Annotated in this window: 25 protein-coding genes; 14 read left to right on the top strand and 11 right to left on the bottom strand. The window is 68.4% G+C overall.

Annotation, left to right across the window (positions count from 1 at the left end; translation table 11 throughout):
• Positions 1-130: 130 nt before the first annotated feature.
• Positions 131-337, top strand: coding sequence for a hypothetical protein (locus tag PWS46_RS28395; RefSeq protein WP_042696427.1), 207 nt, complete (start codon positions 131-133; stop codon positions 335-337).
• 22 nt (positions 338-359) lie between these two features.
• On the opposite strand, the gene PWS46_RS28390 is transcribed toward PWS46_RS28395, so the two are convergent.
• Positions 360-1,442, bottom strand: coding sequence for an MBL fold metallo-hydrolase (locus PWS46_RS28390; protein ID WP_434624833.1), 1,083 nt, complete (start codon positions 1,440-1,442; stop codon positions 360-362).
• Positions 1,443-1,661: 219 nt separating this feature from the next.
• Here PWS46_RS28390 and PWS46_RS28385 point away from each other — a divergent pair, with 219 nt between their 5' ends.
• Positions 1,662-2,699, top strand: coding sequence for an OmpA family protein (locus tag PWS46_RS28385; RefSeq protein ID WP_434624831.1), 1,038 nt, complete (start codon positions 1,662-1,664; stop codon positions 2,697-2,699).
• Positions 2,700-2,854: 155 nt separating this feature from the next.
• A complete protein-coding gene (locus PWS46_RS28380; protein ID WP_434624829.1) occupies positions 2,855-3,523 on the top strand; it encodes a response regulator transcription factor in 669 nt (222 codons plus the stop codon).
• 15 nt (positions 3,524-3,538) lie between these two features.
• On the opposite strand, the gene PWS46_RS28375 is transcribed toward PWS46_RS28380, so the two are convergent.
• Both PWS46_RS28375 and PWS46_RS28370 read right to left on the bottom strand, forming a co-directional pair.
• Positions 3,539-4,258, bottom strand: a complete 720-nt coding sequence (locus PWS46_RS28375) for a hypothetical protein (protein WP_434624827.1) — start codon at positions 4,256-4,258, stop codon at positions 3,539-3,541.
• 179 nt (positions 4,259-4,437) lie between these two features.
• Entirely contained in the window at positions 4,438-5,844 is a 1,407-nt protein-coding gene (locus PWS46_RS28370) for a PLP-dependent aminotransferase family protein (RefSeq protein ID WP_434624825.1), read from the bottom strand.
• A gap of 204 nt (positions 5,845-6,048) precedes the next feature.
• Between PWS46_RS28370 and PWS46_RS28365 the strand changes: the two genes are divergently transcribed.
• Positions 6,049-6,744: a response regulator gene (locus PWS46_RS28365; protein WP_434624823.1), complete on the top strand. Its 696-nt coding sequence runs from the start codon at positions 6,049-6,051 to the stop codon at positions 6,742-6,744.
• Here the strand turns inward: PWS46_RS28365 and PWS46_RS28360 are convergent, their stop codons facing one another.
• The 4 genes from PWS46_RS28360 to msrB form a co-directional block, all read right to left on the bottom strand.
• Complete coding sequence (locus PWS46_RS28360) at positions 6,745-7,623, bottom strand: alpha/beta hydrolase (RefSeq protein WP_434624821.1); 879 nt, start codon at positions 7,621-7,623, stop codon at positions 6,745-6,747.
• A 94-nt stretch (positions 7,624-7,717) separates the two neighbouring features.
• The gene (locus PWS46_RS28355; RefSeq protein ID WP_434624819.1) at positions 7,718-8,347 is read right to left on the bottom strand and encodes a hypothetical protein; all 630 of its coding nucleotides are present in this window, start codon (positions 8,345-8,347) and stop codon (positions 7,718-7,720) included.
• 54 nt (positions 8,348-8,401) lie between these two features.
• Positions 8,402-8,965, bottom strand: a complete 564-nt coding sequence (locus PWS46_RS28350; protein WP_434624817.1) for a hypothetical protein — start codon at positions 8,963-8,965, stop codon at positions 8,402-8,404.
• A 241-nt stretch (positions 8,966-9,206) separates the two neighbouring features.
• Entirely contained in the window at positions 9,207-9,608 is a 402-nt protein-coding gene (gene msrB / locus PWS46_RS28345; protein WP_434624815.1) for a peptide-methionine (R)-S-oxide reductase MsrB, read from the bottom strand.
• 280 nt (positions 9,609-9,888) lie between these two features.
• On the opposite strand from msrB, the gene PWS46_RS28340 reads away from it, so the two are divergent.
• Positions 9,889-11,082 carry a pentapeptide repeat-containing protein gene (locus PWS46_RS28340; RefSeq protein ID WP_434624813.1) on the top strand — a complete coding sequence of 398 codons (1,194 nt, stop codon included), beginning with the start codon at positions 9,889-9,891 and terminating at the stop codon, positions 11,080-11,082.
• Positions 11,083-11,089: 7 nt separating this feature from the next.
• On the opposite strand, the gene PWS46_RS28335 is transcribed toward PWS46_RS28340, so the two are convergent.
• Positions 11,090-12,085: a BMP family lipoprotein gene (locus PWS46_RS28335; protein WP_434624811.1), complete on the bottom strand. Its 996-nt coding sequence runs from the start codon at positions 12,083-12,085 to the stop codon at positions 11,090-11,092.
• A gap of 287 nt (positions 12,086-12,372) precedes the next feature.
• On the opposite strand from PWS46_RS28335, the gene PWS46_RS28330 reads away from it, so the two are divergent.
• The 3 genes from PWS46_RS28330 to PWS46_RS28320 all read left to right on the top strand — a co-directional run bounded on the left by PWS46_RS28330 (position 12,373) and on the right by PWS46_RS28320 (position 15,092).
• Positions 12,373-13,605, top strand: a complete 1,233-nt coding sequence (locus PWS46_RS28330; protein WP_434624809.1) for a Bcr/CflA family multidrug efflux MFS transporter — start codon at positions 12,373-12,375, stop codon at positions 13,603-13,605.
• 105 nt (positions 13,606-13,710) lie between these two features.
• A complete protein-coding gene (locus tag PWS46_RS28325) occupies positions 13,711-14,784 on the top strand; it encodes an ABC transporter substrate-binding protein (protein WP_434624807.1) in 1,074 nt (357 codons plus the stop codon).
• A 5-nt stretch (positions 14,785-14,789) separates the two neighbouring features.
• Complete coding sequence (locus PWS46_RS28320) at positions 14,790-15,092, top strand: hypothetical protein (protein ID WP_434624805.1); 303 nt, start codon at positions 14,790-14,792, stop codon at positions 15,090-15,092.
• 7 nt (positions 15,093-15,099) lie between these two features.
• Here the strand turns inward: PWS46_RS28320 and PWS46_RS28315 are convergent, their stop codons facing one another.
• Both PWS46_RS28315 and PWS46_RS28310 read right to left on the bottom strand, forming a co-directional pair.
• Entirely contained in the window at positions 15,100-16,143 is a 1,044-nt protein-coding gene (locus tag PWS46_RS28315) for a 4-(cytidine 5'-diphospho)-2-C-methyl-D-erythritol kinase (RefSeq protein ID WP_434624803.1), read from the bottom strand.
• 74 nt (positions 16,144-16,217) lie between these two features.
• Positions 16,218-16,766, bottom strand: coding sequence for an RBBP9/YdeN family alpha/beta hydrolase (locus PWS46_RS28310; protein ID WP_434624801.1), 549 nt, complete (start codon positions 16,764-16,766; stop codon positions 16,218-16,220).
• A gap of 151 nt (positions 16,767-16,917) precedes the next feature.
• On the opposite strand from PWS46_RS28310, the gene PWS46_RS28305 reads away from it, so the two are divergent.
• Positions 16,918-18,144 (top strand): methyl-accepting chemotaxis protein, encoded by a 1,227-nt coding sequence (locus tag PWS46_RS28305; protein ID WP_434624799.1) that lies wholly within the window; start codon positions 16,918-16,920, stop codon positions 18,142-18,144.
• Here PWS46_RS28305 and PWS46_RS28300 read toward each other — a convergent pair whose 3' ends face one another.
• On the bottom strand, positions 18,145-18,969 hold the full coding sequence (locus PWS46_RS28300) for a methyltransferase domain-containing protein (protein WP_085091159.1): 825 nt from the start codon (positions 18,967-18,969) through the stop codon (positions 18,145-18,147). It lies immediately after the preceding gene.
• A gap of 54 nt (positions 18,970-19,023) precedes the next feature.
• On the opposite strand from PWS46_RS28300, the gene gloB reads away from it, so the two are divergent.
• The 5 genes from gloB to pstC all read left to right on the top strand — a co-directional run bounded on the left by gloB (position 19,024) and on the right by pstC (position 25,731).
• The gene (gloB, locus tag PWS46_RS28295) at positions 19,024-19,791 is read left to right on the top strand and encodes a hydroxyacylglutathione hydrolase (protein ID WP_434624797.1); all 768 of its coding nucleotides are present in this window, start codon (positions 19,024-19,026) and stop codon (positions 19,789-19,791) included.
• A gap of 95 nt (positions 19,792-19,886) precedes the next feature.
• Complete coding sequence (locus PWS46_RS28290) at positions 19,887-20,492, top strand: glutathione S-transferase N-terminal domain-containing protein (RefSeq protein ID WP_434624795.1); 606 nt, start codon at positions 19,887-19,889, stop codon at positions 20,490-20,492.
• Between the two features lie 283 nt (positions 20,493-20,775).
• Positions 20,776-23,385: a methyl-accepting chemotaxis protein gene (locus PWS46_RS28285; RefSeq protein ID WP_434624793.1), complete on the top strand. Its 2,610-nt coding sequence runs from the start codon at positions 20,776-20,778 to the stop codon at positions 23,383-23,385.
• Positions 23,386-23,571: 186 nt separating this feature from the next.
• Entirely contained in the window at positions 23,572-24,639 is a 1,068-nt protein-coding gene (pstS, locus tag PWS46_RS28280) for a phosphate ABC transporter substrate-binding protein PstS (RefSeq protein ID WP_434625210.1), read from the top strand.
• Between the two features lie 108 nt (positions 24,640-24,747).
• Positions 24,748-25,731: a phosphate ABC transporter permease subunit PstC gene (gene pstC / locus PWS46_RS28275; protein ID WP_434624791.1), complete on the top strand. Its 984-nt coding sequence runs from the start codon at positions 24,748-24,750 to the stop codon at positions 25,729-25,731.
• The last annotated feature ends 3 nt before the right edge of the window (positions 25,732-25,734 follow it).

Genomic DNA, 25,734 nt, shown 5'->3' with positions numbered 1-25,734 from the left:
GTGCATATGCAGCATCGGCAAAGGGTCACCGAACGGACACTCGCCACGGCAGGGGGGTTTTGTGCTTCAATGGCGCCCTTCGCGGCGGCCGTGACGGCCTCCGGTATGGGACGGGTTTTGGAGAACGGAAATGCGCAGGAAGCGCGAGGTGGTCGAGGGACAGATTTATCGCAAGCTGTCCCCCAGCGGCGGCTATTGGGAAGTGATCGCCATCCGCAAGGACGGCATGGGCACCCAGCATGCCCAGATGAAACGCACCGACGATCCGAAGACACTGAAGACCCTGTCGGTAGCGACCCTGCTCGACCCCCACGAGTTCGAGATCGTTACCGAGTGATCGCCGTACCAAGTCGTTGCCGTCAGGCCGGACCGGTGACATCCGGCCGGCGGTAGAGATCGGCCGCCGCCATTCCGTCATGTCGTGCGGCCAAACGCTCCAGCCGTCCCTTGCCGATCAGGTGGTTGAGGTGCGCCACCGCCTCGCCCACGGCGAAGAGCATCTGCTGCGGGTCGAGCGGACGCGGGAACAGCGCCCGCGTCACCGCGGCCGCGGTCTGCGGTTCCGCACACAGCAACTCGATCTCGGCCAGGCGTTCCGCATGGTGCCGGGCCAACTCCCCGGCGCGCCGGTGCAAGCCGTGGAAAGGGCGCCCGTGCGAGGGCAGGACCAGCGTGTCCATGGGCAGGGCGTTCCACCCCTCCAGGCTGTCGAGATAGTCGGCGAGCGGATCGGCATCCGGCTCCGACGGCCAGACGCTGATGTTCGGGCTGATCCGCGGCAGGATCTGGTCGCCGGAAATCAGCAGGTCCGGGCCGGCAGCGTCCGCCGGGCGGTACAGGCTGACCGGCTCCGCCGTGTGGCCGCTGCCGCCGATCACCGTCCAATCGCGGTCGCCCACCCGCAGCCGGTCGCCCGCCCGCAGGCGGGTCAGCGTCGCCGGCACGGCCGGCACGCCGCGGCTGTAGGCCCCCTTGCGGGCGAGCAGCGATTGCAGCGCCTCCTCGTCGAGCCCGCAGCGGCGGTAGAAACGCTCGACCACCGCGTCGGCGGCGGCATCGTTGCCGGCCGACAGGGTGCGGGCGAACAGCCACTCGGTCAGCGAGGCGGCGAAATCTGCGCCGGTCCGCTCCACCAGCCAGGACGCGGCGCCGATGTGGTCTGGATGGAAATGAGTGACAACCACCCGTTCCACCGGACGCCCGCCCAAAGCCTCGCGCAGCAGATCCTCCCACACCGTGCGACTGCGCGGATCGCCCAGACCGCAGTCGACCAGTGTCCAGCCGGCCGACCCGCCGTCGAGCGCCCAGACATTGATGTGGTCGAGCTGGAAGGGAAGGGACAGCCGGATCCACAGCACGCCGGGTACCACCTCCTGCCATCCGCCGGGATCGGGGGTGGTGCAGAGGGGGTAATCGACCGAGCCGTCCGGGGTAGAAGCCATGGTGCTGTCTGTCCAAGTCATTGTTATTGATGGAGGAAATGCCCCTAGCGTTGCTGAGGCAAATCTGCAACAGCAAAGATGGCCTTGCCGGGCCGGGATTGGAAGCGTGGCCGGCCGATTCCATTGTCGGGGCCGGAGCCCGTTCTGTCACGCACTTCGCCGCAGGCCGGGACGTCCCGATCCGCCAACGCCGTCAACGATGGGAACAAGAATATGACGATGCGTGGGATTCTGCTGGGCACGGCACTGGCCGTCGCCGTTCCTTCACTGGCCATCCCGACCGCCGCCTTTGCCGGTACGGAAGGCTTCTATGTCGGCGCGGGGGCCGGCGTGAACTGGACCGAGGATGCCGACCTCGGCAGCTATCCGGCTCCGGGCCTTGGCCTGAAGGAGGAATTCAAGATCGGCGGCATCGGCGACCTGTCGGTCGGCTACGCCACCGCGATGGGCCTGCGCGCCGAGTTGGAGGCCGCCTGGCGGTGGCGCAACAGCGTCGACAGCACCAGCAGCGCCACTCCCGGTCTGAACGGGCTGGGCGGCAAGATGAGTTCGGTCGCCTTCATGGGCAACCTGCTGTACGACATCGATATCGGCCTGCCGATCACCCCGTATATCGGCGCCGGTGCCGGTATTGCCGGCGTGAAGCAGTCGCTGAACGGCGCCAGCGACCGCGACTGGGTCTTCGCCTATCAGGGCATCGTCGGCGCGTCCTATGCGATCAACGACAATGTGGCGTTGACGCTGGACTACCGGTATTTCGCCACCGTCGATCCGGAATTTGAGTTGGGTCCGGTGACCTCCAAGGGCGAATACCGCAACCACACCATCCTGGCCGGCCTGCGCTATACCTTCGGTGGTCCGTCGCGGGCGACGCCGGTTGCCGCCCCGGCCCCGGCCGCGCCGCCGATGGCGGCCCAGCCGCAGAGCGAGTATCAGGTGTTCTTCGATTGGGACAAATCGGCGATCACGCCGAATTCCGACAAGATCATTGCCGATGCGGCTGAGGGAGCCAGCCGTGCCCGCGCCGTCCGCATCCAGGTGATCGGCCACACCGACACCTCCGGTTCGCCGTCCTACAACCAGAAGCTCTCGATGCGCCGGGCCGAGGCGGTGCGTCAGTCGCTGATCAGGCACGGCACGCCGGCCAACATCATCTCGATCGAAGGCGTGGGCGAAAACCAGCTGATGGTCCCGACCGGTCCGAACGTGCGCGAGCCGTCGAACCGCCGGGCCCAGATCATGATCAAGATTTCCTGACCGGTGGCGGGGGAGGAGCGGGCGCCTCTCCCCAGGCGGGCGGCGGTGATCCTTGGGGGGATTGCTGCCGCCCGACGTGCGAAGGAGGTAGCGCGGACCGTTGCGTCAGCGTATGACGGTGCGGTACTCCAGGCATCTTCGGTCCGAGACGTTACATGCAGGTTCTGATCGCCGACGATCATTCCATCGTCCGCAGCGGCTTGACCCATCTGGTGGGTGAACTGGACGAGCAGGCCACCGTGGTGGCCGCCACCAGCTTCAGCCAGTTGAACGCCATCCTCGACACGTCGATGCAGGACGGGGGGAGCGCGTTCGACCTGATCGTCATGGATTTGCGTATGCCGGGCTTGGGCGGGCTCGACGACGTCGAGGCGCTGGTCAAGCGGGTGGCGCCGGTGCCGGTCGCCATCTTCTCGATGATCGAGTCGCCGGACGAGATGCGCGCCGTGCTGTCGCGCGGCGTCCGCGCCTTCATTCCGAAATCGACTGACGACGTGCTGGTGGTGAACATCCTGCGGCTGGTGATGGCCGGCGGGTCCTATGTGCCGCCGGTGCTGGGCATGCCGGGGGCGCCGGTTCCGGCTGCCGCGGCGACCGCGCGCGGTGCGGCACCGTCCATTTTCGACGGACTGACCCGCCGGCAGCTGGAGGTGCTGGATCTGCTGGCTCAGGGATTGTCCAACCAGGAGATCGGCGAACGGTTGGGGCTGAACCTGTCCACCGTGAAGACCCACGTCACCGGCGTCCTGAAGGCGCTGGGCGTCGGCAGCCGCACCCAGGCGGTGCTGCTGGTCAAGGAATCGGGGCGCGACCGGTTGGTCTGACCCGGTACAGGCCCGCTACAGGATGGCGTTCAACAGCGACCCGCGGCCGCCATAGCTGTTGCCGGAGCCGCCGAGCAGCATGGAGGCCGGGTTGAGCGAGGCGCTGCCGGCGCCGAGGATCGAGGCCAGGCCCTGCAGCTTGGTGTTGCCGCCGAAGGGATTGTCGCCCTTGGCCGGCTGCTTGGCGATGGTGTCGTAATCCTTGCTGTAATTGCCCATGCGCAGCTGGACGCCGTAGCTCTTGGCGTCCTTGACCGGCACGTCCTTGTCGCGGGCGATGCGCAGCGTGTAGTCGCCCTTGTCGAGGGTGAGCTGTCCCGATTTCAGCTTCTGGAAGGCGTCATAGCCGGCACCGGCATCCTTGTTGCTGTCGGCGATGATCTTGCCGCTACGGTCCATCAACTGCAGCCGGACGCCGGCATCGCCCACAGTGCCGAGCGTCGCGGCGCCGGATGTGGTGACGCTGAACTTGTAGAAATCGGCGGGATCGTTGGACGCCAGCGAGCTGAAGACGTTCAGGCGGCTGCTGTCCTTGACCAGCGTTCCGATGTTGGTGGCGAAGGGGGCGGCGTTCATCGCCGATTTGTTGACGGTCTGCTCGTATTCCTGGACCTTGCCGGTCGCGCCGCCATTGCCCGCCGCCTGCTGCTGCACGCGCTTGACCGCGGCATCGATCGACTGCTGCAGGCTCTGGGCCATGCCGCCGATATCGGCGTAACTGGACAGGCTGACCATGGTGCGCTTCCCTCTTCCCGCATTCCCGGAAAGGAATGATGGGTGGGGGGTTGCAGGATGCGGGCCAGAGCCAAGCTGTTGATTTGGCAGGAGTCCGACCGCGTGTGTCCATGCCGGGCGGCAGTTTTCACCCGGCGGGGCGGCAGGTTTTTCCTACAGGTTTTTCCTACAAGTTTTTTCTACACGATGGACAGCATCGCCGCTGCCGGCGCGTCGATCGCGTCGGCCAGCGCGCGCAGGCCGCGGGCGGCCTCGTCGCGGCTGCGCGGCATGCACAGGCCGACGCGGACCGCATGGGGGGCACTGGCGCGGCCGACGGCGAAGGCATCGGCGCCGGTGACGATCACCCCGCGGCGGCGGGCCTCGCCGATGAAGTCCTCGCGCCGCCAGGGTTCGGGCAGGACCAGCCACAGATGCTGCGCCGCCGGATGGCCATAGACCGTCTCGGCCGGCAGGATGGAGCGGGCCAGCCGCTGGCGGGCCAGATCCTCCTCCCGCTGGGTCGCGACGATGCGGTCGGCGGTGCCGTCCTGGATCCAGCGCGCGGCGACCTCCGCCGGCAGGGCGGGGGCGGAATATTGCAGGGCGCGGATGGCGGTCTCGACGCGGGTGCGCAGTTCCGGAGGGGCGACGACGAAGCCCAGCCGGAGCCCGGCGGCGAGGCTTTTCGACACGCTGGACACATAGAGGGTGATGTCCGGCGCCATCGTCTGCATCGGCACGGCGTCCGGCACCATGAAGCCGAACACGTCGTCCTCGATCACGATCACGCCATAGCGGCGGGCAATCTCCACGATCTCGCGGCGGCGGGCGGCGGGCATGACGACCGCGGTCGGATTCTGCAGGGTCGGCACCAGATAGACCGCCTTCGGTCCCAGCCGGCGGCAGGCGCTGTCGAAGGCGTCGGGCACCAGCCCGTGTTCGTCGATGGCGACGCCTTCCAGGTGATAGCCTTGCGTGGCGGCCAGCGCCTTGGTGCCGATGTTGGTCAGCCGTTCCGCCAGGATGACGTCGCCGGGGCGGGCAACGGCGGCCAGCGCCACGGCCAGCGCGTTCTGCGCACCGGTGGTCAGCAGCACCGAGTCGGCGGTCGCCTTCACCCGGTGCTGACGCTCCAGCCAGGACGCGGCGGCGGCGCGGTGGTCGGGCAGCCCGGCATGGGGGCCGTAGCCGATCAGCGCCGCGGCATGACCGGAGGTGGCGATGGCCGTCAACGTCTGCCCGAATGTCTGCACGGCGACCGCATGTTCGGGATGGACCGTCGTCATGTTGACGATGGCAGGACCGGCCGAGGTCTCGCCGGCGGGCGGCCAGCCGAGCGGCAGGGGTGTGGGCGGCGGACGCTGGCCCTGGACGAAGGTGCCGCGCCCGACCTCGCCGCCGATCAGCCCGCGCTTTTCCGCTTCGGTATAGGCGCGCGTCACCGTGCCGACCGTCACGCCCAGGCGGAAGGCAAGGTCACGGTGAGTCGGCAAACGGGTGCCGACCGGCAGCACGCCGTCGGAGATGTCGTCGGCCAGCGCGTCGGCGATGACGCGATAGAGCGGGCCGGGACGGCCCTCCAGGTTCGGGGTCCAATTTGTCATGAGTACAAATGTGGCATTGTCCCGACCTGCTGGCAAGGTCCGCGCGATTGTCCCCGTCGGCCGGGTGGGAAGCAACCGAACAATCCGGAAACGCCTTGCGCAACTCCGTTATTCACCATCTTGTATCAAGTTTGAGGAACCGATAGCTTCGGTATGGGGCGTGGCAGACAATCCGCCACCCATCGCAGTCCGGCACGGGGGACAATGCACACCATCGCGGTGGTCGACGACGATCCCATCACCCGCGAGACCCTGAAGGCCTACCTGGAAGGGGAGGGCTATCGGGTGATGCTGGCGCGGGACGGTGACCAGCTGTCGGCGCTGCTGGCGCGCGGAAGGGTCGACCTGCTGCTGCTGGACATCCGGCTGCCCGGCAAGGACGGCTTGGCGGTGACGCGGGAACTGCGGGCGAGTTCCAACATCGGCATCATCCTGATCACCGGACGGTCCGACCGGATGGACCGGCTGATCGGTCTGGAACTGGGCGCCGACGATTACATCACCAAGCCGTTCGAACCGCGCGAAATCCTGGCTCGCACCCGTAGCCTGCTGCGCCGCATCGCCAAGCCGACCCGGCCGGCCGGTGGGCGGGTGAAGCGGTTCGACGGCTGGGAGCTGCATCTGGACAAGCGCCGCCTGCGGGATCCCGCAGGCGAGGATGCGCGCCTGACCTCCGCCGAGTTCGAACTGCTCGCCGCCTTCGTCGAGAATCCGGGGCGGGTGCTGAGCCGGGACGATCTGCTCGACCTCACCCTGCGCGGCGATTCGGTGCCCTATGACCGCTCCATCGACCGGCTGGTCCGCCGCCTGCGCCGGGTGGTGGAGCCCGATCCCGGCGATCCCAGCCGCATCGTGACCGTGCACGGCATGGGATATATGTTCCAGGCCGCGGTCGACTGATCAGCTTCCGGCATCGGGCAGCGATTTCAGGAACGCGTCGACATCGTCCAGCACAGGACCCAGCCAGCGCAGCGGTGCCGCCAGGGCGGCGACGGTGCGGATGTGACCCATGCCCTGATATTCGGCGGTGCGCACGGTTCCTCCGGCCTCGCGCACCCGTGCCGCCAGATTGCGGCTGTTGCGCGGCAGGACCGTCTCGTCGGTGGTGCCGGTGGCGAGGAACAGGGGCGGCAGCGGGGCGGCGACATGGTTGATCGGCTGGGTGTCCGGCCGCCGCTCCACCGGGCCGAACAGGTCCTTCAGCATGTCGCTTTGCAGGGGCAGGAAGTCATAGGGGCCGGACAGCCCGACCGCGGCGCGCAGGTCGCGGGCGGAGTCCAAGCCCTGTTCGGCGAGCCAGCGCCGGTCAACCGCCAGCATCAGCGCATTGTAGGCGCCGGCCGAGTGGCCCATCACCGCCACCGGCCCCGGCTGGGCACCATGCTCCGCACCGTGGCGGCGGACCCAGGCGACCGCGGCGGCGGAATCGCGCAGGAACTCCGGATAGCGCACCCGGGGATAGAGCCGGTAATCGGGGATGGCGACGCTGAAGCCGCGGCTGGTCAGCGCCTGGGCGACGAACCGGTACATGCCCCTGTCGCCGCTTTCCCAGTTGCCGCCATAGAAGAACACCACAGTCGGCGCCCCCGACTTAGGGCGGTCGGGCCGGTAGAGGTCGAGCAGCAGGCGCGGGTCCTCGGCAAAGGGAATCCCGGTCGTGACCGTGTAGCCCGAATGCGGAGTGAGCGCGTCGACGATCTGTGGCCCGGAACAGGCGGACAACAGCGGCGCGATCAGGAGAGGGGCGATGACCCAGCGTTTCAGGGCGCGTTTTGGCATGGCCCGACAGCAGATAGGGCGCTGCCGGCGGCAGGAAAGGGGCTGGCGACGTGGCTTCCGCCCACCACAAGGAATGACAGGCAGGAAGGCGCGATCAGGATTGCGCCGATGAGACCCGGCGCTGCGGGCGGGCGGTGGCTGCGCCGTCATCCTCCGGCTTTCCGGGCTTGCGGAAAGTGCTGAGTTCGGAAATGCGGTTGACGGTCAGGCCGTTCAGGCGGCAGCCGGCGACCTCGACGATCTCGAAACCGGCCTTGCGGGGATAGCGGGCGGCGACCCGTTCGCGCGCCTCGCGGTCGCCATCGGCGATCAGCAGGTAGCGGCGGACCCCCGTCCAGCCGCGATAGCCGCGCTGGTCGGACAGGCTGACGCCGGTGGGGTGGCAGCGCACCGCGACCTCCCAGAAGCGGCCGGGGCGCGGCTCGTTGCGGTCGAAGACGAAATAACGCTGCATCGCCGACGACTTCTTCTGGTCAAGCTCCAGAATGGCGGCCTGCATGTCGACCTCCGCCTTCTGCACGCGCTTTTCCATCTCCACCTGGTGCTGCGCAAGCTGGGCATAGTCGGAAGCGATGTCGGCGACCTCCTTGGTCACGTCCTCCACCTTTTCCTTCAGCTTGGACATGGCGATCCGCGTCACCACCAACTGGCGGCGCCAGTAGCGGTTGGACAGGACGGTCAGCACCATCAGACCCAGCGCGAAATACAGCATCATGCCGGTCATGCGGCCGTCCTCTTCATGCTGCCCTCCCCAAGCCGCCCCCTCATGCCGCCCTCCTCATGCCGCCGAAGCCTCCGCCTCGGGGTCGGGGGCGAGCGCCAGCGGAACCACCGGCGAGCAGATCACGCCGTTGCGCTGGGAAAAGCTGGTCCGCACCGTCCCGTGGGCCTGTTCGGCGGACGGGGCGGTGATATGGGCGACGTTGCGGTATTCCCAGATCTGGCGGGAGAAGACGATGTCCTTGCGGTCCAGCTCGTTGAAGTTCGGGCCGGCGGCCAACTGCGACCAGTAGACGTCGCCGTCGCCGTCCTGGTCGCCCAGTTCGTGGACCAGTTCGATCTTCGAATATTCCAGCGCGCGCAATTCGGTCATCGCCTTCTGGCGCCGGCCGTTGAATTCGGTCAGGCGGGCCTGCAGCGTGGTCAGGTCGACGCGCTTGCGTTCCGTCTTCTGGCGCCATTCCGCGAGCGCGGCGCGCTTCTTGTCGTACTGGCGCTGGTTCATCGCCTCGCGCGTTTTCTCCGCGCTGACGCGGCCGACATCGACGACGATGGACAGTCCGAGCGCGGCGGCGCTGGCGATCAGAAGCAGCATCCCCAGGAATTCGGCCGAAATGACCATTCGCCCTCCGCCAGCCGCACCGAATGCCTGCGCCGGTGTACCGACGCATCGTGCCACGGTGGGCGAAGGGCCGCGATGCCCTCGCGACAACCCGTCGCACAGGGCGGATCATACCATCGCGCTCCATGTCGAGGTTGTCATTTTTAGCCGAAATAAGGGTAAACCCACCTTTTTTGGGAGGGATTATGACCGGATGCCGAACAGGCGAGGTAAGCCCGGCACCCGGTCATAGTCCTGCCGGTCAGTCGGGTTTTGTCTCCGGCTCGAAGCTCATGGCGACGCCGTTCATGCAGTATCGCTTGCCGGTCGGCTGCGGCCCGTCGTCGAAGACATGGCCGAGGTGGCCTTTGCACGACGCGCAGTGAACCTCCGTGCGCGGGTAGGCCAGCTTGTAGTCGGTGGAGGTCTCGACGGCGCCGGGCAGCGGTTCCCAGAAGCTGGGCCAGCCCGACCCGCTTTCGTACTTGGTGTCGCTGGCGTAGAGCGGCTGGCCGCAGCCGGCGCAGCGGTAGACCCCTTGGCGCTTCTCGTCGTTCAGAGGGCTGGTTCCGGGATATTCCGTCGCGTGCTCGCGCAGGACCTTGTACTGGTTGGGCGACAGCTCCTGCTTCCAGTCCTGTTCGCTCTTGTCCGATTCGGGCATGCCGCCGGTCTCCGATGCTGATGGTGGGTGTTCTGAGCCTCCTATATTGGTTCGAAAATCCTTCCGCCCAAGCCGGGCAGGGGAGCCATCACGCAGTCGTGACCGGTGGGGCGGCCTGTATCGGACCGGAAATATGTCTGCGACAAAAGATTCTTGCCGATCGGGCGGAGGTTCGACGGCTGATACCTTCCGAAATTGAATCGGTTTCGGTAACATCCTGGACGCCAACAGTCCGGGACAGCGTGTCCGGGACGGCAATGCCGGGGCAAAGACGCGCCGCATGATGGATGAACGCTACCTCCGGGCGGTTCGCGACGCGCTGGTGCGGCACCAGCAATGGCTGCTGCGCGATCCGGCAGGGAAGGGGCGTCGCGCCAATCTCAGCTTCTACGATCTGGCCGGCCTCGGCCTGAACCGCGTCAACCTGTCGGGCGCCAAGCTGACCGGGGCCAGCCTTGCGCGGGCGCGCATGGTCGGCACGCTGCTGTCCAAGGCGGATCTCTACGGTGCCGACCTGTCGAAGGCCGACCTGACCGGCGCGCAGCTGCAGGGCGCCGACCTGCGCGGTGCCCGGGTGGACGGCGCCCGGCTGCAGGACGCCAACCTGCAGGGGGCGGACCTGCGCCGCGGCATGGTGCTGGACGCCGGCGAATTCCGGGCGGCCGGCAACAGCGACGGCACCACCACCTTCGTCGGCTGCAGCCTGTCCAAGGCGATCCTGACCGATTGCCGGATGGCCCAGTGCGATTTCAGCGGCAGCGACCTGTCCGGTGTCGATTTCAGCGGCAGCGACCTCAGCGGTGCAATCCTGATCGGGGCGGACCTGACCGGCGCCACCATGCGCAAGACGACGCTGGACGGCGTGCTGATGTGCGGCGCCCGGCTGAACGACGAACTGCGCACGGCGCTGGAGCGCCACGGCGTCGACGTGGACGGCACCGGCCTGACCACCACCGCCGCGCGGATGAGCGAACTGATCGCCGAGCACCAGATCTGGGTCGACAAGCTGGGCAAGGGAGGCGACCGTATCCAGCTGCAGCGGATCGACCTGCGCGGCTACAACTTCGCCAACCAGCTGCTGTGCGGGGCGGTGATGCGCTTCTGCGGTCTGCGCGGGGCGGATTTCTCCGGCGCCAAGCTGATGATGGCGGATCTGTCCTACAGCGATCTGCGCGACGCCGACTTCACCAGCGCCGACCTGTCCGGCTGCAATCTGGAGGGCGCCAATCTGGCCGGTGCCAAGCTGTGGCGGGCCAAGTTCCGCAAGGTCGATCTCAGCGGCGACGGCAGCCGGCTGTGGCCGACCAGCTTCGCCAAGGCCCGCTTGAACGGCGCCGACCTGCGCGATGCCAGCCTTGCCGGCGTGGTGCTGCGCGGCACCGACCTGACGGCGATCAAGACCAGCTTTGCCACGCTGAAGGGCGCCGACCTGTCCGCCGCCCGCGGTTGGCAGCCTTTCGAGGCGCCGGCGTAATAGCGGCTCAACTTCCGTCGGCGACGGGGATGCGGCCGGCGACGATGCCACGGCGGGCGGCTTCCGCCGCCTCCACCATCGCTGGGGTGATGAGGTCGCGGTTGTTTTCGTCCACCGCGTAATCGACCGCACCCTCGGCAAGTCCAAGCGCCACCGTGCCGGCGCTCCAGGTGCCCTGGCGTGCCGCCTCCAGGCTTGAGGCCACTGCCAGGTCGACCCGTTTCAGCATCGAGGTCAGGATGGTGCCGGGATAGAGATAGTTCTGGTTGCTGTCGACGCCGATGGCGAACCGCTTGCCTTCGCTCGCTGCGGCGAAGATGCCGAAGTTCGACACCCCGGCCCCGGCGAACACCACGTCGGCCCCACGCTGGAACTGGCTGCGCGCCACCTCCGCCCCGCCGGCGGGATCGTTGAAGGCGGCCGGCGTGGTGCCGACGAAATTCACCAGTACCCTGACGTCGCCGCGGGCATGGCGGGCGCCCTGTTCGAAACCGGCGATGAATTTGCGGATCAGGGGAATGTCGAGCGCGCCGATGAAGCCGACGGTCCCGCTTTTCGACGCCAGCGCCGCCAGCACGCCGACCAGGAAGGAGCCCTCCTGCTCCTTGAAGAGGACGCTGCGGATGTTCGGCCCGTCCGCCACCGCATCGATCAGCGTGAAGCGCACCGCCGGATGCGCCGGGGCCAGCCGGGCCAGCGGCGTCGCGTAATAGAAGCCGATGGCGACCAGATCGGTGACCCCGCGCCGCAGCAGCGATGCCGCAGCCTGGTCGAATTGGGCAGGCGTGGACGGCAGATATTCGAGGACGGGAATGTCGGTGGCCGATCTGAACCGCTCCGCCCCGGCGAAGGCCCCCTCGTTGAAGCTCTTGTCGAATTTCTGCCCCGCCGCATAGACCAGTCCGGGCTGAATCGCCGCTGCATGGGCGCGTTGCGGAAGCAGCGCCAGAGCGGTGCCGGCGGCACCGAGGGACAGGATCGACCGGCGGGTGGGGTGCGGCATGGCGCGGCCTCTGGCAGGGTGGAAGCCCTTCATCCGGTTTCAATTTTAGGCATGGATTTGCGGCCGGAACCAGAATTTTGTTGCGCTGCGACCAATAGTGGCGGTGATCGGGCCAGCGAAGCGGGCAATAACCGGTCAACGCGCGGATTGTCGCGGAGGCATTCTATCGCAGGTTACTCAAGGCAGCCATGCCGAGACGGGACTTTGCGTCGGACTGGGGACGGCGCAGCTTAAATGCTGCGGATTCCGTCCGGCCGATTTTTCCCCTGTCACATTTGGATTTGCCGATGTTCGCGCGCCTTGCCGCCGTTCGTTCCCGTTCGCCTGCCGAAAGCCCGTTCTTCATCGCGGCGCTGGGCGTGCTGATGTCGTTCGGGCCGATGGGCACCGACATGTATCTGCCCGGCATGCCGGCGATCGGCCGCGAACTGCATGCGGGGCAGGATCAGGTGCAATGGACCCTGTCGGCCTTCTTCCTGGGCTTCGGCGTCGGGCAGTTGCTGTGGGGCGCGCTGAGCGACCGGTTCGGCCGGCGGATCCCGGTGGCGACCGGCATCCTGCTCTATGCAATCGGTTGCGTCGGCTGTTCGCTGACCGTCGATGTCGGCCATCTGGCGGCCTGGCGCTTCGTGCAGGCGGTGGGCGCCTGCGCCGGGCCGGTGCTGGTCCGCGCCATGATCCGCGACGTGTTCGAGCGCGACCGCGCCGCCAGCGTCCTGTCGATGATGATGCTGGTGATGGGGGCCGCCCCGATCATCGCGCCGCTGATCGGCGGCCAGATCCTGGTCTGGGCCAATTGGCGCTGGATCTTCGGGGCCCAGGCCGCCTTCGGCGCCATCGCGATGTTTGCGCTCGCCAGCCTGCCGGAAACCCATCCCGACTCGCGGCGCACCAGCCTGCGCCCCGTGGTGCTGTTCGAATCCTACCGCAGGCTGCTGACCGACCGCCGGTATCTGGGCTATGCGGTGGGGTCGTCCTTCATCTATGCGGGGATGTTCGCCTTCATCTCCGGTTCGCCCTTCGTCTATATCGAGCTGTTCGGCGTCCGGCCGGAGAATTACGGCTTCCTGTTCGGGCTGAACATCGTGGGCATGATCATCGTCAACACGCTGAACAGCCGCGCGGTCATGCGCTTCGGCTCCGACATGATGCTGCGGATCGGGGTCTGGCTGTCCGCCGCCAGCGGCATCCTGCTGGTCGCCTGCGTGCTGGGCGGCTGGGGCGGGCTGTGGGGGCTGGTCGGATGCCTGTTCCTGTTCATGTCGCTGACCGGCTTCTGCTTCGCCAATTCGATGGCCGGCGCGCTGCAGTCCTTCCCGCAGATGGCCGGTACCGCCTCGGCGCTCGCCGGCATGCTGCAGTTCAGCAGCGGCGCGGTTTCGGGCTGGGCGGTCGGGCTGATGGCCGACGGCACCGCCCTGCCGATGGCGGGGGTGATCGGGGGAGGCGCCCTGGTCGGTCTCGCGCTGAACCTGTGGCTGATCCGCCCGTTCCGGCGTCGGCTGCCGACGGAATCATAAGAACAGGTATTTTCTGTATATTACGGGTTGCCCCTGTCAGTGTCCGACGTGAATTGAAATCCGCCGCCGGCCGCACTAGGCTCTCGCGGAAACAGGAGACCCGACATGCCGCAGACCCCGCCGACGAAGCCGCTCTTCAATTCCGCCCGCCCCATCGCACGACGGGATCTGCTGGTGGGTGCCGCAGCGCTGGGCGTTGCCGCAGCCACCGCGTCGCTGCCGCTGCCGGCCTTCGCCGCGACGACTCTGCGCGTCGGCTACATCCCGATCATTCCGATGACCCAGCTTTACGTGATCACGGGCGAGGGCTGGACCAAGGATGCCGGGTTGAATCTGGAGACCACCAGCTTCCAGTCGGGGCCGGCGATGATCCAGGCGCTCGCCTCGGGAACGTTGGACGTCGCCTATGTCGGCATCGGCCCGGCGCTGATCGCCCGGTCGAAGGGGGTGAAGCTGAAGGTCGTCGCCGCCAACGTCATCGATCAGGTGGCGCTGATCGGCCGTGGTCCGCTGGCCAAGGCGATGGCCGGCGCCGCCAACCCGGCCGAGGGGATCAAGGCCTTCCGTGCCGCCAACGGCCGGCGGCCGAAGATCGGTTCGCTGCCCGCCGGGTCGGTTCCGGACACCGTCCTGCGCTATTGGATGGCGGAGGTCGCGCACATCTCCCCCGATGATGTCGAGATCGTCGGCATGGGCGAGCAGCCCTTGCAGCAGGCTCTGCTGACCGGGGCCATCGACGGCGCCTCGATCCTCGAACCGATCCTGACGCTGGTGAAATCGCGCCTGCCGGATGCCGCCATCATTGCCAAGGCGGGCACCCTGTTCCCCAAGCAGCCGGGTGCCGTGCTGGCGGTGACCGAAGACGCCATTGCGAAGAACCACGACGCGGTGGCCGAACTGGTCAAGCTGCACATCCGCGCGACCGCCTTCGCCAAGTCCAACCCGGATCGCACGGCGGAGCTGGTGACCGACATCATCGGCAAGGGGCTGGTCGAGCGCGACGTCATGCGGGCGGCGCTGACCTCCGACGCGACGACCTTCGTCGACGATCCGCGGGTGATCCTGGAGTCGACCAAGAAGATGCAGGCTTTCCAGCAGTCCTTGAACCAGATCACCGAGCCGGTGGATGTCGACACGCTGTTCGACTTCTCCTTCCATGACGCGGCGACGGGAAAGTGACCGCCATGACCTCCAACCTGCGTCTGGTCATCCATGCCCCGACGCCGGCCGCGCTGGAGCGGGCGCGGAACAATGCCCGCAACCTGCTGAAGGCGCGGCCCGATGCCGAGGTGCGCATCGTCGTCAATGCCGGCGCCGTCGCCGCGGCGCTCGACAGTCCGGATGCGGAAACCGACCGGCATTTGCGCGTCTGCGGCAACACGCTGGCGAAGACCGGCCGGACCGCCGAGGGGCTGACGGTGGTCGCCGCAGGCGTCCTCGACATCGCCGAGGCGCAGGCGGACGGCTGGGGCTATATGCGGGCCTGAGCGGGGCTCAGCCGACGCCCCAGCCGCCGGTGTCGGGGAAAGGCGCGGATGGCGGCGGGACGGCGGCTGCAACAGGGGCGGCGACGATGCCGCGCGGCAGAGCGGGTGCGTCGGGCCGGATGGGGCGCAGGCGGGTCGGCTTCACCCACCAGCCGGGCGCCGCCGCCGCGATGGCTTTTGCCGCCGCTTCCGCCGCCGCCGCCGTGGCGTAGAGGCCGAAGCAGGTGGCGCCGCTGCCGGACAGGCGGGGCAGCAGACAGCCTGGGCTGCGCTCCAGCGCTGCCAGAACGTCGGCGATCACCGGCGCGATCGTCAGGGCCGGGGCGGTCAGGTCGTTGGTCCGCTCCATCAGCAGGAACGCGAGGTCGGCCGCGTCGGCCGGCTTGCGGGTCAAGCGGGCGGGAGCGGAGAAGGCGGCACCGCTCCGGGCGCGGGCGGCGGCCATCGCCTTGAACACCGCCGGGGTCGGCACCGGCACGTTGGGGTTGACCAGGACGATGTGGGTTTCCGGCAGGTCCGGCGCCTCGTCCAGGACGTCGCCGATGCCGCCGAAATAGCAGCTGCGCCCCGCGACGCAGACCGGCACGTCGGCGCCGAGCCCGGCCGCCACCGCGAACAGCGCCGGGTCGTCGGGCGGCACTCCCCACAGCCGGGCGAGCGCCCGCAGGCAGGCGGCGGCATCGGCCGATCCGCCGCCGATCCCCGATGCGACCGGCAAAGCCTTGGTCAGCGCGATCATCACGTCGGCCTCGCGGCCCAGCCGGGCAGCCAGCGCGTGGGCGGCACGCATCACCAGATTGTTCGCCGGGTTCTCGCCCATCAGGGCCGGGCCGAAGGGACCGGCGATGGCCAGACGCGGGCCGGCCGGCGGCAGGTCGGCACCACGCAACGCCACGCGTGCGGCGGCCGGAGTCAGGGCGATGCCGTCGCCGAACTCGGCGAAGGCGACGAGGCTGTCCAACTCGTGATAGCCGTCGGCGCGGCGGCCGGTGACATGCAGGTAGAGGTTCAGCTTGGCCGGGGCGGCCTCGATGATGGGAATGCCGGTCATAAGCTCCAATCCGCTGGCGGGCGCGCGACGACGCCCCCTGTGTCGCACCCTTTCACCCGCAGCGGCAAGGGGCGTCAAATCTGGGCCAGCAGGTCCTTCAGCAGCGTCTCGCCCATCGGCCAGGGGCCGTGGCCGCTGTCGGTATTGATGTGGCCGGCCTCGCCCGCGTCGATGAAGTCGGCGCCCCACAGCGCGGCGAAGCCGCAGGCGCGGGCGGCGCTGCAGTAGGGATCGCTGCGGCTGCCGACGACCACGGCGGGGAAGGGCAGGGGATCGGCCGGCACCGGGGCGAAGCGGCAGGCCTCGGCCGGCACCGTCTCGGGCGACTCGACGTCGGGCGGGGCGACCAGCAGGGCGGCGGCGACCTTGTCCGCCGCACCGCCGGCCGTTGCCCAACGCGCCACCAGGATGCAGGACAGGCTGTGCGCGACCAGCACCACGGCACCGGGGGCCGAACGGACCGCATGGTCGAGCCGTTCCACCCACCGGTCGGGTTCCGGAGCGTCCCAATCGCCGAGATCCACGCGGGTCAGGGCCGGCAGCCGGCCTTCCAGCCAGGTCTGCCAATGGTCGGGACCGGAGTTGCCGAGACCGGGAAGCACCAGAATGGTCGGCTGCGTCATTCTTTCAACTCTTCGTTCGTAAATGTTGCGTGTAGTGTCGGAAGGTTACCTGCGAATCGGAGAAATCTCGCCACGAGGTGGATCGGAATTCCAGAGCGCCGTCATGGGATGATGACGGAAAACCATAAGCGGGAATAAGGGGAGAAACGTCTTGGACATCAGCGCCACCATCGCACAGGATCTCTGCGAGTCCATCGGGCGGGAACTGGATTCCGTCGTGTCCTTCGTCGGCACGGGCGGCAGCGTCGTCGCTTCCACCGCGCGGGAGCGGATCGGCACCACCCATCCGGCCGGCGCCGACATCATGGCCTGCCGCCTGGACGAGCGTGCCGTCAGCCGCGACGAGGCGGCCAGATCCGGCGGCGCCATGCGGGAAGGCTATGCCGTCGCCATCGATCTGGACGGCGACCGGGTGGGTGCGCTCGCCGTCGCCGGCCCGGCGGAGCAGGCACGCCGCTTCGCCCGTCTCGCCCGTCATTGGGTGGTAGCGACCCTGCGGGCCGAAACGGCCGAGACGCGCCGCCTTGCCCTGACGCGCGACCTGTCCGAGCGGGTGGAGCGCGAAGTCGGCGGAGTCGCCGCCGAACTGGCCGAGGCCGGCCGCAAGCTGGAATCGGCGGTCGCCGCCGTCCGCTCTGCGGGGACGGAGGGGCTGCGGCAGGCCGCCGATGCAGCCGGTGCGGCCCGCGCGGTCGACGGTTCGGTCAGCGCCATCGCCGGCATGCTGGACCGGCTGGCCTCCACCTCCGACCAGATCTCCGGCGACACCAGCAAGGCGCGGGAGATCAGCCTGGCCGCGGCGTCGGACAGCGACCGCGCCACCACGGTGATGAACTCGCTGCGGTCCGCCGCCGAACAGATCGCCAGCGTGGTGAAGCTGATCAACGCCATCGCCAGCCAGACCAACCTGCTGGCGCTGAACGCGACCATCGAGGCGGCGCGGGCGGGCGAGGCCGGGCGCGGATTCGCCGTCGTCGCCAACGAGGTGAAGGCGCTGTCGCGCCAGACCGCCGACGCCACCAAGCAGATCGCCGATCAGGTCGCCAACCTGCAGAAGGAGACCGCCGCGGTCGACGAGGCGCTGGGCCGCATCCACTCCACCATCGGTTCGATCCAGACGATCAACGGCACGGTGGCCGCGGCCATCGACGAGCAGGCGGCCCTGACGTCGGACGTCGCGCGCTCGCTCGACCAATCGCGCCAGGACGCCATGGCGGCGGAGCAGCGGATCGGCGATGCCGAACAGACGCTGGGCGGGGTGACGCGCACGCTGGAGGAACTGACGACGCTGAGCCGGACCATCGCGGAGCGGGCCGGAAGCCTGGGCAGCGGCATCAGCGGCCGGATCACCGACGTGCTGCGTCAGGTGCGTGCCTGATCAGGTACGTGGGTAGGGCTGCTGGCAGTCGACGGAGTCGCCGCCGGGAATGGTGGCTCCGGCAATGGTGGTGCGGGCGCTGCCGCTGCGGGCGGCGGGGGCCGCACCGCCGGGCAGCGGCACGATCAGCCGGCGCCTCACCGGCTGCTGTGCAGCGCGGCGCGACACGCCGGCGAAGATTTGTTTCGACGCCTCGATCATCGTCACCCCGGCGAAGGCCTTGAACCAGCGCCCGCCGACCTCTTCCCAGGCCGGCGCCGTCTTCTGCAGGAAATGCGATCGCAGCGGCGGCATGAACAGGGCGTGGCGGGTGCGTTCCGGCACGAACATGGTGTCGCGCAGCACCTGTTTCAGCTGGGAGGCGGAATAGGGGAAGCCGTGGCCGAAGGGGGTCCAGTCGGCGCGCGCCCACAGTCCGCGGCGGTTCGGCACCACCGCCAGCACCCGGCCGCCGCCGGCCAGCACGCGCCATATCTCGCGCATCATCGGCCGCAGCTGCTCGGTTCCTTCCAAGCCATGGACCAGAAGCACGCGGTCGATGGTGTTGTCGCCGAAGGGCAGGTCGGCCTCGTCACCCAGCGCCACCATGCCCGGACCTTCCGCCGGCCAGAAGCTGACGCCCTGGCTGGCCGGCATCACCGCCACCACCCGGTCGGCCTCGCCCATGAAGGGACGCAGGTAGGGCGTGGTATAGCCGACGCCGAGCACGATCTGGTTGCGGACGTCCGGCCAGATGGTGCGGATGCGCCGACGGATCATCCGCTGGGCGGTGCGACCCAATCCGGACTCGTAGAACTCCCTCAGATCGACGATATCTGTGTACATGGTATCCCAAACGTAACACGGGTTTCGTATCGCAACAGCAGGGAGTCCGCTGCCGTGGAGGTCATTCTCGTTCCGGCTTTCGCCGACAACTATATCTATGTGCTGCGCGACGCGGCATCCGGCAAGGTCGGCGTGGTCGATCCCGGCGATGCCGCCCCGGTGCAGGCCGAGTTGGAGCGGCGGGGCTGGTCCCTCACCCACATCTTCCTGACCCATCACCACAACGACCATATCGGCGGCGCCGAGGAACTGAAGGCCCGCTATCGCGCCAGCGTGGTCGGCGCCCGCGCAGATGCCCACCGCATCCCCGGCCTGGACGTGATGCTCAGCGACGGCGACCGCACGGTGTTCGGCGAGCAGACCGCCCGCGTCTTCGCGGTGCCCGGCCATACCAGCGGCCATATCTCCTTCTGGTTCGAGGCGGCGGAGACCCTGTTCAGCGGCGACACGTTGTTCTCGCTCGGCTGCGGCCGGCTGTTCGAGGGCACGCCGGCACAGATGTGGGACTCGCTGCAGAGCCTGCGGGCGCTGACCGACCAGACCCGCGTCTATTGCGGCCACGAATACACGCAGTCGAACGGCCGCTTCGCCCTGACCGTCGATCCGGACAACGCCGCCCTGCACCAGCGGATGGAAGAGGTGACGGAGTTGCGCGAGCGGAACCAGCCGACGATTCCCACCACCATCGGCATGGAACGCCGCACCAACCCGTTCCTGCGCGCCGACGATCCCGGCGTCCAGTCCGCCATCGGTATGAGCGGCGCCCCGTCGGTGGAGGTGTTCGCCGAACTGCGCCGCCGCAAGGATCATTTCCGGGGGTGAGGGTTGCCGGTGCGGCGGTGGACCGGCGGTCCGGCCCGCCGCTAGCCTGTCGACAGGAAAAGCGAAGCGGCAAAACCGAAACGGAAGGAGCATCCATGTTGAAGCTGCGCTGGAGCGCCACCTCGCCCTATGTGCGCAAGGTGATGATGGTGCTGATCGAACGCGGGCTGGAGGACCGGGTGGAGCGGGTGACGACCGACCCCTGGTCGGCCGACACCAACCTGGGCAAGGACAACCCGCTGGGCAAGGTGCCGGCGCTGACGCTGGAGAACGGCACCACCCTGTTCGACAGTCCGGTGATCGTCGAGTATCTCGATTCGCTGGGCGACCGGGCGCCGCTGTTCCCGCCGGCCGGCCCGGCGCGCTGGGCGGCGCTGCGGCTGCAGGCCATCGCCGACGGCATCTGCGACGCCGCCATCCTGCGCCGGCTGGAATCCATGCGCCCGGACGGCGAGAAATCAGCCAACTGGATGGAACGCCAGCGCAAGGCGGTCGCCCGCTCACTCGATCTGCTGGAGGCCGAGGCCGCCTCGCTGGAGGGCGAGGCCACCATCGGCACGCTGGCGGTGCTGGTGGCGCTCGGCTACCTCGATTTCCGTTTCGGGCACGAGGAATGGCGCGAGGGGCGGCCGGCGCTGACTGCATGGTTCGCCAAGGCTTCCGACCGTGACAGCCTGCGGCGGACGGCCCCGCCGGTGTAACGCCGGCCGCGGGCGCAAGCTTTTACGCGGCATGCGTGCAGTAGAGCGGCGTCCGGCAGGGTTGGGCGCCGCTTTTCTATTCGCCGCCGTTTACGTTCGATTCACTATGATCGGTTCGCGGACGTAAGATTTCGCCCGTGCGGCAATCTTTCGATTGTGCGTCGCGAAAACTTCATCGAAGCGTCACCGATTCATCCAACCAGAAGGGCTACCCATGGCGCCGGCCGGCTTGCGGAGAACCGCGGGCGCGGCACGGACAACCTCCAAGCCACGGGTGGCCCATATGGCAAAGCCAGTCGACCAGCGCCGGCGGTCCGGCATCAAGTCGAAGATGCTGATCGCCTTCGGCACCGTGGCGGCACTTCCCTGCATCGCGGCGGTGGTGGGCTGGATGTCCTATGGCGCAGTCCGCGGCCATGTCGCCGACATCACCGGAACGCAGGTGCCGGTGCTGAGCGCCGCCCATGGCCTCGCCACAACCACGGCGCGGGTGCTGGCGCTGGGGCCGCTGATCGACGCCGCAACCTCCGAGGAGGATTTGGCACGGCTGCGCAGCGCCGTGGCGGAACAGCGCGCGGCGCTGGACGGGCAACTCGCCCGGCTGGCGGACGGGTATGGTCATACTGGGGGCGATGCGGATCGCGTCGCGGACCTGACAGGCACGGCCCGCTCGCTGCTCGGCACCATCGATGCGCTGGGGACGGCGACTGGCCGGCGGCTGACCCTGCAGGAACAGCGCAGCGGCCGGCTGGCGGAGCTGAGCGACATCCATGCCAAGCTGCTCGCCGCGCTGAAGCCGGACATGCAGGTTTCGCGCGAACAGCTGGCCCAGGCGATCGCCGCGATGGTGGAGGCAACCTCGCAATCCTCCGCGGTGATTGGTGCGGAACTGGGGCAGACGGTGATCCCGCTGTTCCAGCTGCGCGGCGCGGAAGCCGCCCTGGCCAAATCGCTGCTGATCGGCACGTTCGAGACCGACCGCTCGAAGGTGATGTCGCTGTCCACCGACTTCGACTCCGCGCTTTCCGACCTGCAGGGCGCACTGCGTCCGCTGGCGAAGAGCGAGGCGGCGGCCCCGGTGGTGGCGACGATCAACGAGCTGGCTGCCTATGGCGACGGCGACAAGAGCGTCTACATGCGCCGCGTCCGCCAGCTCAATCCCGGCATTCCGGCTGAAGAGGCGCAGAAGCTGGCCGAATCTCTGGCCGCCGCCGTAGATGACATCGTCCGGTTGGACCGCGACGCCAACGCCCGCATGCTGCCGCTGATGCTGAATTCCCGCGGCCGCATCGCCGAGGCCGGCAACGCGATTGCCGAACGCATGCAGGATTTGTCGACCAACGTCGTGCCGGCGGCCCAGCATCGCTACACCGTGCTGAGCGGACTGATGGCCGACGCCAACCTGCTGGCCGGCAAGCTCGCCGAGGCCGGCAATGCGGAAACGCCGGCCCGCCTGACCGCCGCCCGCCGCACGCTCGATCCGCTGGCGGCGACGATCCGCGGCACCTTGCAGGACGCCGGCGACGATCTTGGCGCGGAGGTCCGCCGGCTGGCGGAGCGGCTGCTGGCGCTCGGCTTCGGCGACGACGGCATTCTGGCTCTGCGCGGCGGCGAACTGGCAGCCTATGCCGAGAACGCCACGCTGATCGACAGCAACCGCAGCACCGGCGCCGCCCTGACCGCGATGGTCGACGGGCTTGTCCAATCGGCCGAGCGCGCGACCGCCGACGGTGCCGCCGCCGCCCATGACGCGCTGGAGCGCACCAACGAGATCCAGTTCCTGCTGGCGACCGCCGGCGTGCTGCTGGCCGGGCTGATCGTCTCGCTCTATGTCGGGCGCCGCGTCGTCGGCCGGATGGAGGCATTGGCCGACGCCATGCGCCGGGTCGCCGACGGTGACCTGACGGTGGAGCAGAAGGCCGACGGCAACGACGAGATCACCGACATGGCCCGCGCCCTGTTCGTCTTCATCGCCAATGCCCGCGCCATGGAAGAGGCGCATGAAAAGGTGGAGGTCGAGCGACGCAACGCCGCGTCGGCCCGCCGCACCAGCATGCTGGAGATCGCCGACCAGTTCGAACGCAACGTGCTGAGCAGCGTCGAGACCCTGGCCGAGGCGGCGAGCGTCATGGCCGCCCGCGCCCGCTCGCTGACCGATATCGCCGCCAACGCCAACGACCGCGCCGAGGCCGCCATGCAGTTGTCCGGCGAGATGGCGGCGGGGATCCAGCAGGTGGCGACGGCCGCGTCGGAAATCTCGCAGTCCATCGCCGAGATCAGCAAGCGCACCGGCGAATCGGCCCGCATCATTGGCGACACCGCAGCCGGGGCGGAGCAGGTGAAGGCGACCGTCGCCGACCTGTCGAGCACGGCGGGCGAGATCGGCACCGTCGTCGGGCTGATCGACGAGATCGCCGGCCAGACCAACCTTCTGGCGCTGAACGCCACCATCGAGGCGGCGAGGGCAGGGGAGATGGGCCGCGGCTTCGCGGTGGTCGCCGGGGAGGTGAAGGCCCTTGCCGGCCAGACCGCCCAGGCGACCGCCGAAATCGCCCGCCAGATCGCCGCGACCCAGGCGGCCAGCCGTGAAACGGCGGAGGTTGTGGCGACCATGACCGGCAGCGTCCAGCGCATCGAATCCAACGCCTCGGCCATCGCCGCGGCGGTGGAGGAACAGGCGACCATCACGTCGAGCATCGTCGACAGCTCCCACCGCGTCGCGGTCGGCACCCAGGCGGCCTCCGACCATGTCGCCGGCCTGTCGGAGGCCGCGGCCAAGGTGCGCGCCCAGGCCGGCGACGTGCTGCAGGTGGCGGAAAGCCTGTCGCACGAGGCGACCAGCCTCGGCTCCGCCGTGCATCTGTTCCTTCAGGAAATCCGGGCCGCGCGATGAGCGTGCGGCTTCGGGCAAGAGCGGGTCGGTTTCATAAAACTGACACGTAAACAAAACAAACCCGTCACTGGCGGCGGCTATGGTCACCGCGACGAAGAAGGCGGGTTACGACGTCCGGCCGAGGCCGGGCCTTTCTCCAACCCAACGACACCGTCCAAACCTATCGGGAGTTTTGCCGTGAAAACCATGACTTCGGCGTTCGTTCGCTGCGCCGCCTTCGGTGCCCTGGCCGCTCTGTCCGTGTCGGTCGCCCCGCTGTCGGTCGCCTCGGCCGCCGACATCTCCGGCGCCGGTGCCACCTTCCCGTACCCGATCTATGCCAAGTGGGCCGACGCCTACAAGAAGGACACGGGCACGGGCCTGAACTACCAGTCGATCGGTTCGGGCGGCGGCATCAAGCAGATCAAGGCCAAGACGGTCACCTTCGGCGCCTCGGACATGCCGCTGAAGCCGGAGGATCTGGAGCAGGCCGGTCTGATCCAGTTCCCGATGATCATGGGCGGCGTCGTTCCGGTCGTGAACCTGAAGGGCATCAAGTCCGGTGAAGTGAAGCTGTCGGGCACCGTTCTCGCCAACATCTACATGGGCGAGATCACCAAGTGGAACGACCCGCAGATCAAGGCGCTGAACCCGAACGTCAACCTGCCGAACACCGCCATCGCCCCGGTGTACCGTTCCGACGGGTCGGGCACCAACTTCCTGTTCACCGACTACCTGTCGAAGACCAGCCCGAAGTTCAAGACCCAGATCGGCGCCAACACCTCCGTCCAGTGGCCGGCCGGCATCGGCGCCAAGGGCAACGAAGGCGTGGCCAACATGGTCAAGCAGACGGACGGCTCGGTCGGCTACGTCGAGTACGCCTACGCCAAGCAGAACAACATCACCTACCTCGATCTGCAGAACAAGGACGGCAAGACCGTCACGCCGAAGATCGAGGCCTTCCAGGCTGCCGCCGCCAACGCCGACTGGGCCAACAGCAAGGGCTACTACGTCCTGCTGACGGACGAGCCGGGTGCGGAGAGCTGGCCGATCACCGGCGCCAGCTTCATCCTGATGTACAAGAACCCGCAGGACGCCTCGGCTTCCGCCGAAGCGCTGAAGTTCTTCGACTGGGCCTATAAGAACGGCGACAAGATGGCGACCGAGCTGGACTATGTCCCGATGCCGGACTCGGTGGTGTCGCTGGTCCAGAAGACCTGGGCGCAGACCATCCAGGCCGACGGCAAGCCGGTCTGGACCGCGTCGGCCAAGTAACCACGGCCAACCGACCTCGGGCGGGCCGGCGGACGGCTTGCCCGAGGGCATGATCGCCGGTGGGAACGGAAATTGCGCCGTTCCCACCGCACGCCTCACGGAGCGGCCATGACCGAGATCGCGCTGACCTTGACCGACGCACACGCCTCCACCGCCCGACGGGCCCGCCGCCAGCGCCTGCAGGATGCGGCCTTCCGCAACGCCACCCTCGCATTCGCGCTGCTCGTCCTGCTGATCCTGGGCGGCGTCACGGTTTCCCTGATCGACGGCGCGCTTCCGGCACTGCGTGAGTTCGGCTTCGGATTCGTCGGAACCGAAGTCTGGAACCCGGTGACCGAGCAATTCGGCGCGCTCGCCCCGATTTACGGCACGCTGGTCACCTCCCTCATCGCCATGGCCGTCGGCATTCCCGTCAGCTTCGGCATCGCGCTGTTCATCACCGAGATGTGCCCGGCCTGGCTGAAGCGCCCGCTCGGCGTCGCCATCGAGCTGCTCGCCGGCATCCCCAGCATCATCTACGGCATCTGGGGCCTGTTCGTCTTCGCCCCCTTCATGCAGTCGACGATCCAGCCCTTCCTGATCAACACGCTGGGCCAGATCCCCGGCATCGGCAACCTGTTCATGGGCCCGCCCTATGGCATCGGCATCCTGACCGCCGGCCTGATCCTGGGCATCATGGTGCTGCCCTTCATCACCTCCATCACCCGCGACGTCTTCGAGACGGTTCCGCCGATGGTGCGCGAATCCGCCTATGGGCTGGGCGCCACCACCTGGGAGGTGGTGTGGAACGTGGTGCTGCCCTACACCCGCACCGGCGTGGTCGGCGGCGTCATGCTGGGCCTCGGCCGCGCGCTGGGCGAGACGATGGCGGTGACCTTCGTCATCGGCAACGCGCACCGCATCAGCTCCTCGATCATGGCGCCGGGCACGACGATCTCGGCCTCCATCGCCAATGAATTCACCGAGGCGGTCGGCGACGTCTACACCGCGTCGCTGGTGGCGCTGGGCCTGATCCTGTTCCTGATCACCTTCACCGTGCTGTCGATCGCCAAGCTGATGCTGCTGCGCCTGCAGCGCAAGGCCGGAGTCTGAGGC

It is taken from the genome of Azospirillum sp. B2RO_4, assembly GCF_051124815.1.
GTDB lineage: Bacteria > Pseudomonadota > Alphaproteobacteria > Azospirillales > Azospirillaceae > Azospirillum.
The sequence above is the reverse complement of the archived record's forward strand: the minus strand, read 5'-3'. Positions and strand labels throughout refer to the sequence as shown.

Coding starts and splice junctions, on each gene's coding strand:
- PWS46_RS28390 (WP_434624833.1), bottom strand. CDS start 1,442: ATGGCTTCTACCCCGGACGGCTCGGTCGATTACCCCCTCTGCACCACC.
- PWS46_RS28380 (WP_434624829.1), top strand. CDS start 2,855: ATGCAGGTTCTGATCGCCGACGATCATTCCATCGTCCGCAGCGGCTTG.
- pstC (WP_434624791.1), top strand. CDS start 24,748: ATGACCGAGATCGCGCTGACCTTGACCGACGCACACGCCTCCACCGCC.
- PWS46_RS28300 (WP_085091159.1), bottom strand. CDS start 18,969: ATGTACACAGATATCGTCGATCTGAGGGAGTTCTACGAGTCCGGATTG.
- PWS46_RS28360 (WP_434624821.1), bottom strand. CDS start 7,623: ATGCCAAAACGCGCCCTGAAACGCTGGGTCATCGCCCCTCTCCTGATC.
- PWS46_RS28340 (WP_434624813.1), top strand. CDS start 9,889: ATGATGGATGAACGCTACCTCCGGGCGGTTCGCGACGCGCTGGTGCGG.
- PWS46_RS28325 (WP_434624807.1), top strand. CDS start 13,711: ATGCCGCAGACCCCGCCGACGAAGCCGCTCTTCAATTCCGCCCGCCCC.
- PWS46_RS28330 (WP_434624809.1), top strand. CDS start 12,373: ATGTTCGCGCGCCTTGCCGCCGTTCGTTCCCGTTCGCCTGCCGAAAGC.
- PWS46_RS28350 (WP_434624817.1), bottom strand. CDS start 8,965: ATGGTCATTTCGGCCGAATTCCTGGGGATGCTGCTTCTGATCGCCAGC.
- pstS (WP_434625210.1), top strand. CDS start 23,572: ATGACTTCGGCGTTCGTTCGCTGCGCCGCCTTCGGTGCCCTGGCCGCT.
- PWS46_RS28320 (WP_434624805.1), top strand. CDS start 14,790: ATGACCTCCAACCTGCGTCTGGTCATCCATGCCCCGACGCCGGCCGCG.
- PWS46_RS28310 (WP_434624801.1), bottom strand. CDS start 16,766: ATGACGCAGCCGACCATTCTGGTGCTTCCCGGTCTCGGCAACTCCGGT.
- PWS46_RS28315 (WP_434624803.1), bottom strand. CDS start 16,143: ATGACCGGCATTCCCATCATCGAGGCCGCCCCGGCCAAGCTGAACCTC.
- PWS46_RS28335 (WP_434624811.1), bottom strand. CDS start 12,085: ATGCCGCACCCCACCCGCCGGTCGATCCTGTCCCTCGGTGCCGCCGGC.
- PWS46_RS28395 (WP_042696427.1), top strand. CDS start 131: ATGCGCAGGAAGCGCGAGGTGGTCGAGGGACAGATTTATCGCAAGCTG.
- PWS46_RS28370 (WP_434624825.1), bottom strand. CDS start 5,844: ATGACAAATTGGACCCCGAACCTGGAGGGCCGTCCCGGCCCGCTCTAT.
- PWS46_RS28285 (WP_434624793.1), top strand. CDS start 20,776: ATGGCAAAGCCAGTCGACCAGCGCCGGCGGTCCGGCATCAAGTCGAAG.
- PWS46_RS28385 (WP_434624831.1), top strand. CDS start 1,662: ATGCGTGGGATTCTGCTGGGCACGGCACTGGCCGTCGCCGTTCCTTCA.
- PWS46_RS28375 (WP_434624827.1), bottom strand. CDS start 4,258: ATGGTCAGCCTGTCCAGTTACGCCGATATCGGCGGCATGGCCCAGAGC.
- PWS46_RS28290 (WP_434624795.1), top strand. CDS start 19,887: ATGTTGAAGCTGCGCTGGAGCGCCACCTCGCCCTATGTGCGCAAGGTG.
- PWS46_RS28355 (WP_434624819.1), bottom strand. CDS start 8,347: ATGACCGGCATGATGCTGTATTTCGCGCTGGGTCTGATGGTGCTGACC.
- msrB (WP_434624815.1), bottom strand. CDS start 9,608: ATGCCCGAATCGGACAAGAGCGAACAGGACTGGAAGCAGGAGCTGTCG.
- PWS46_RS28365 (WP_434624823.1), top strand. CDS start 6,049: ATGCACACCATCGCGGTGGTCGACGACGATCCCATCACCCGCGAGACC.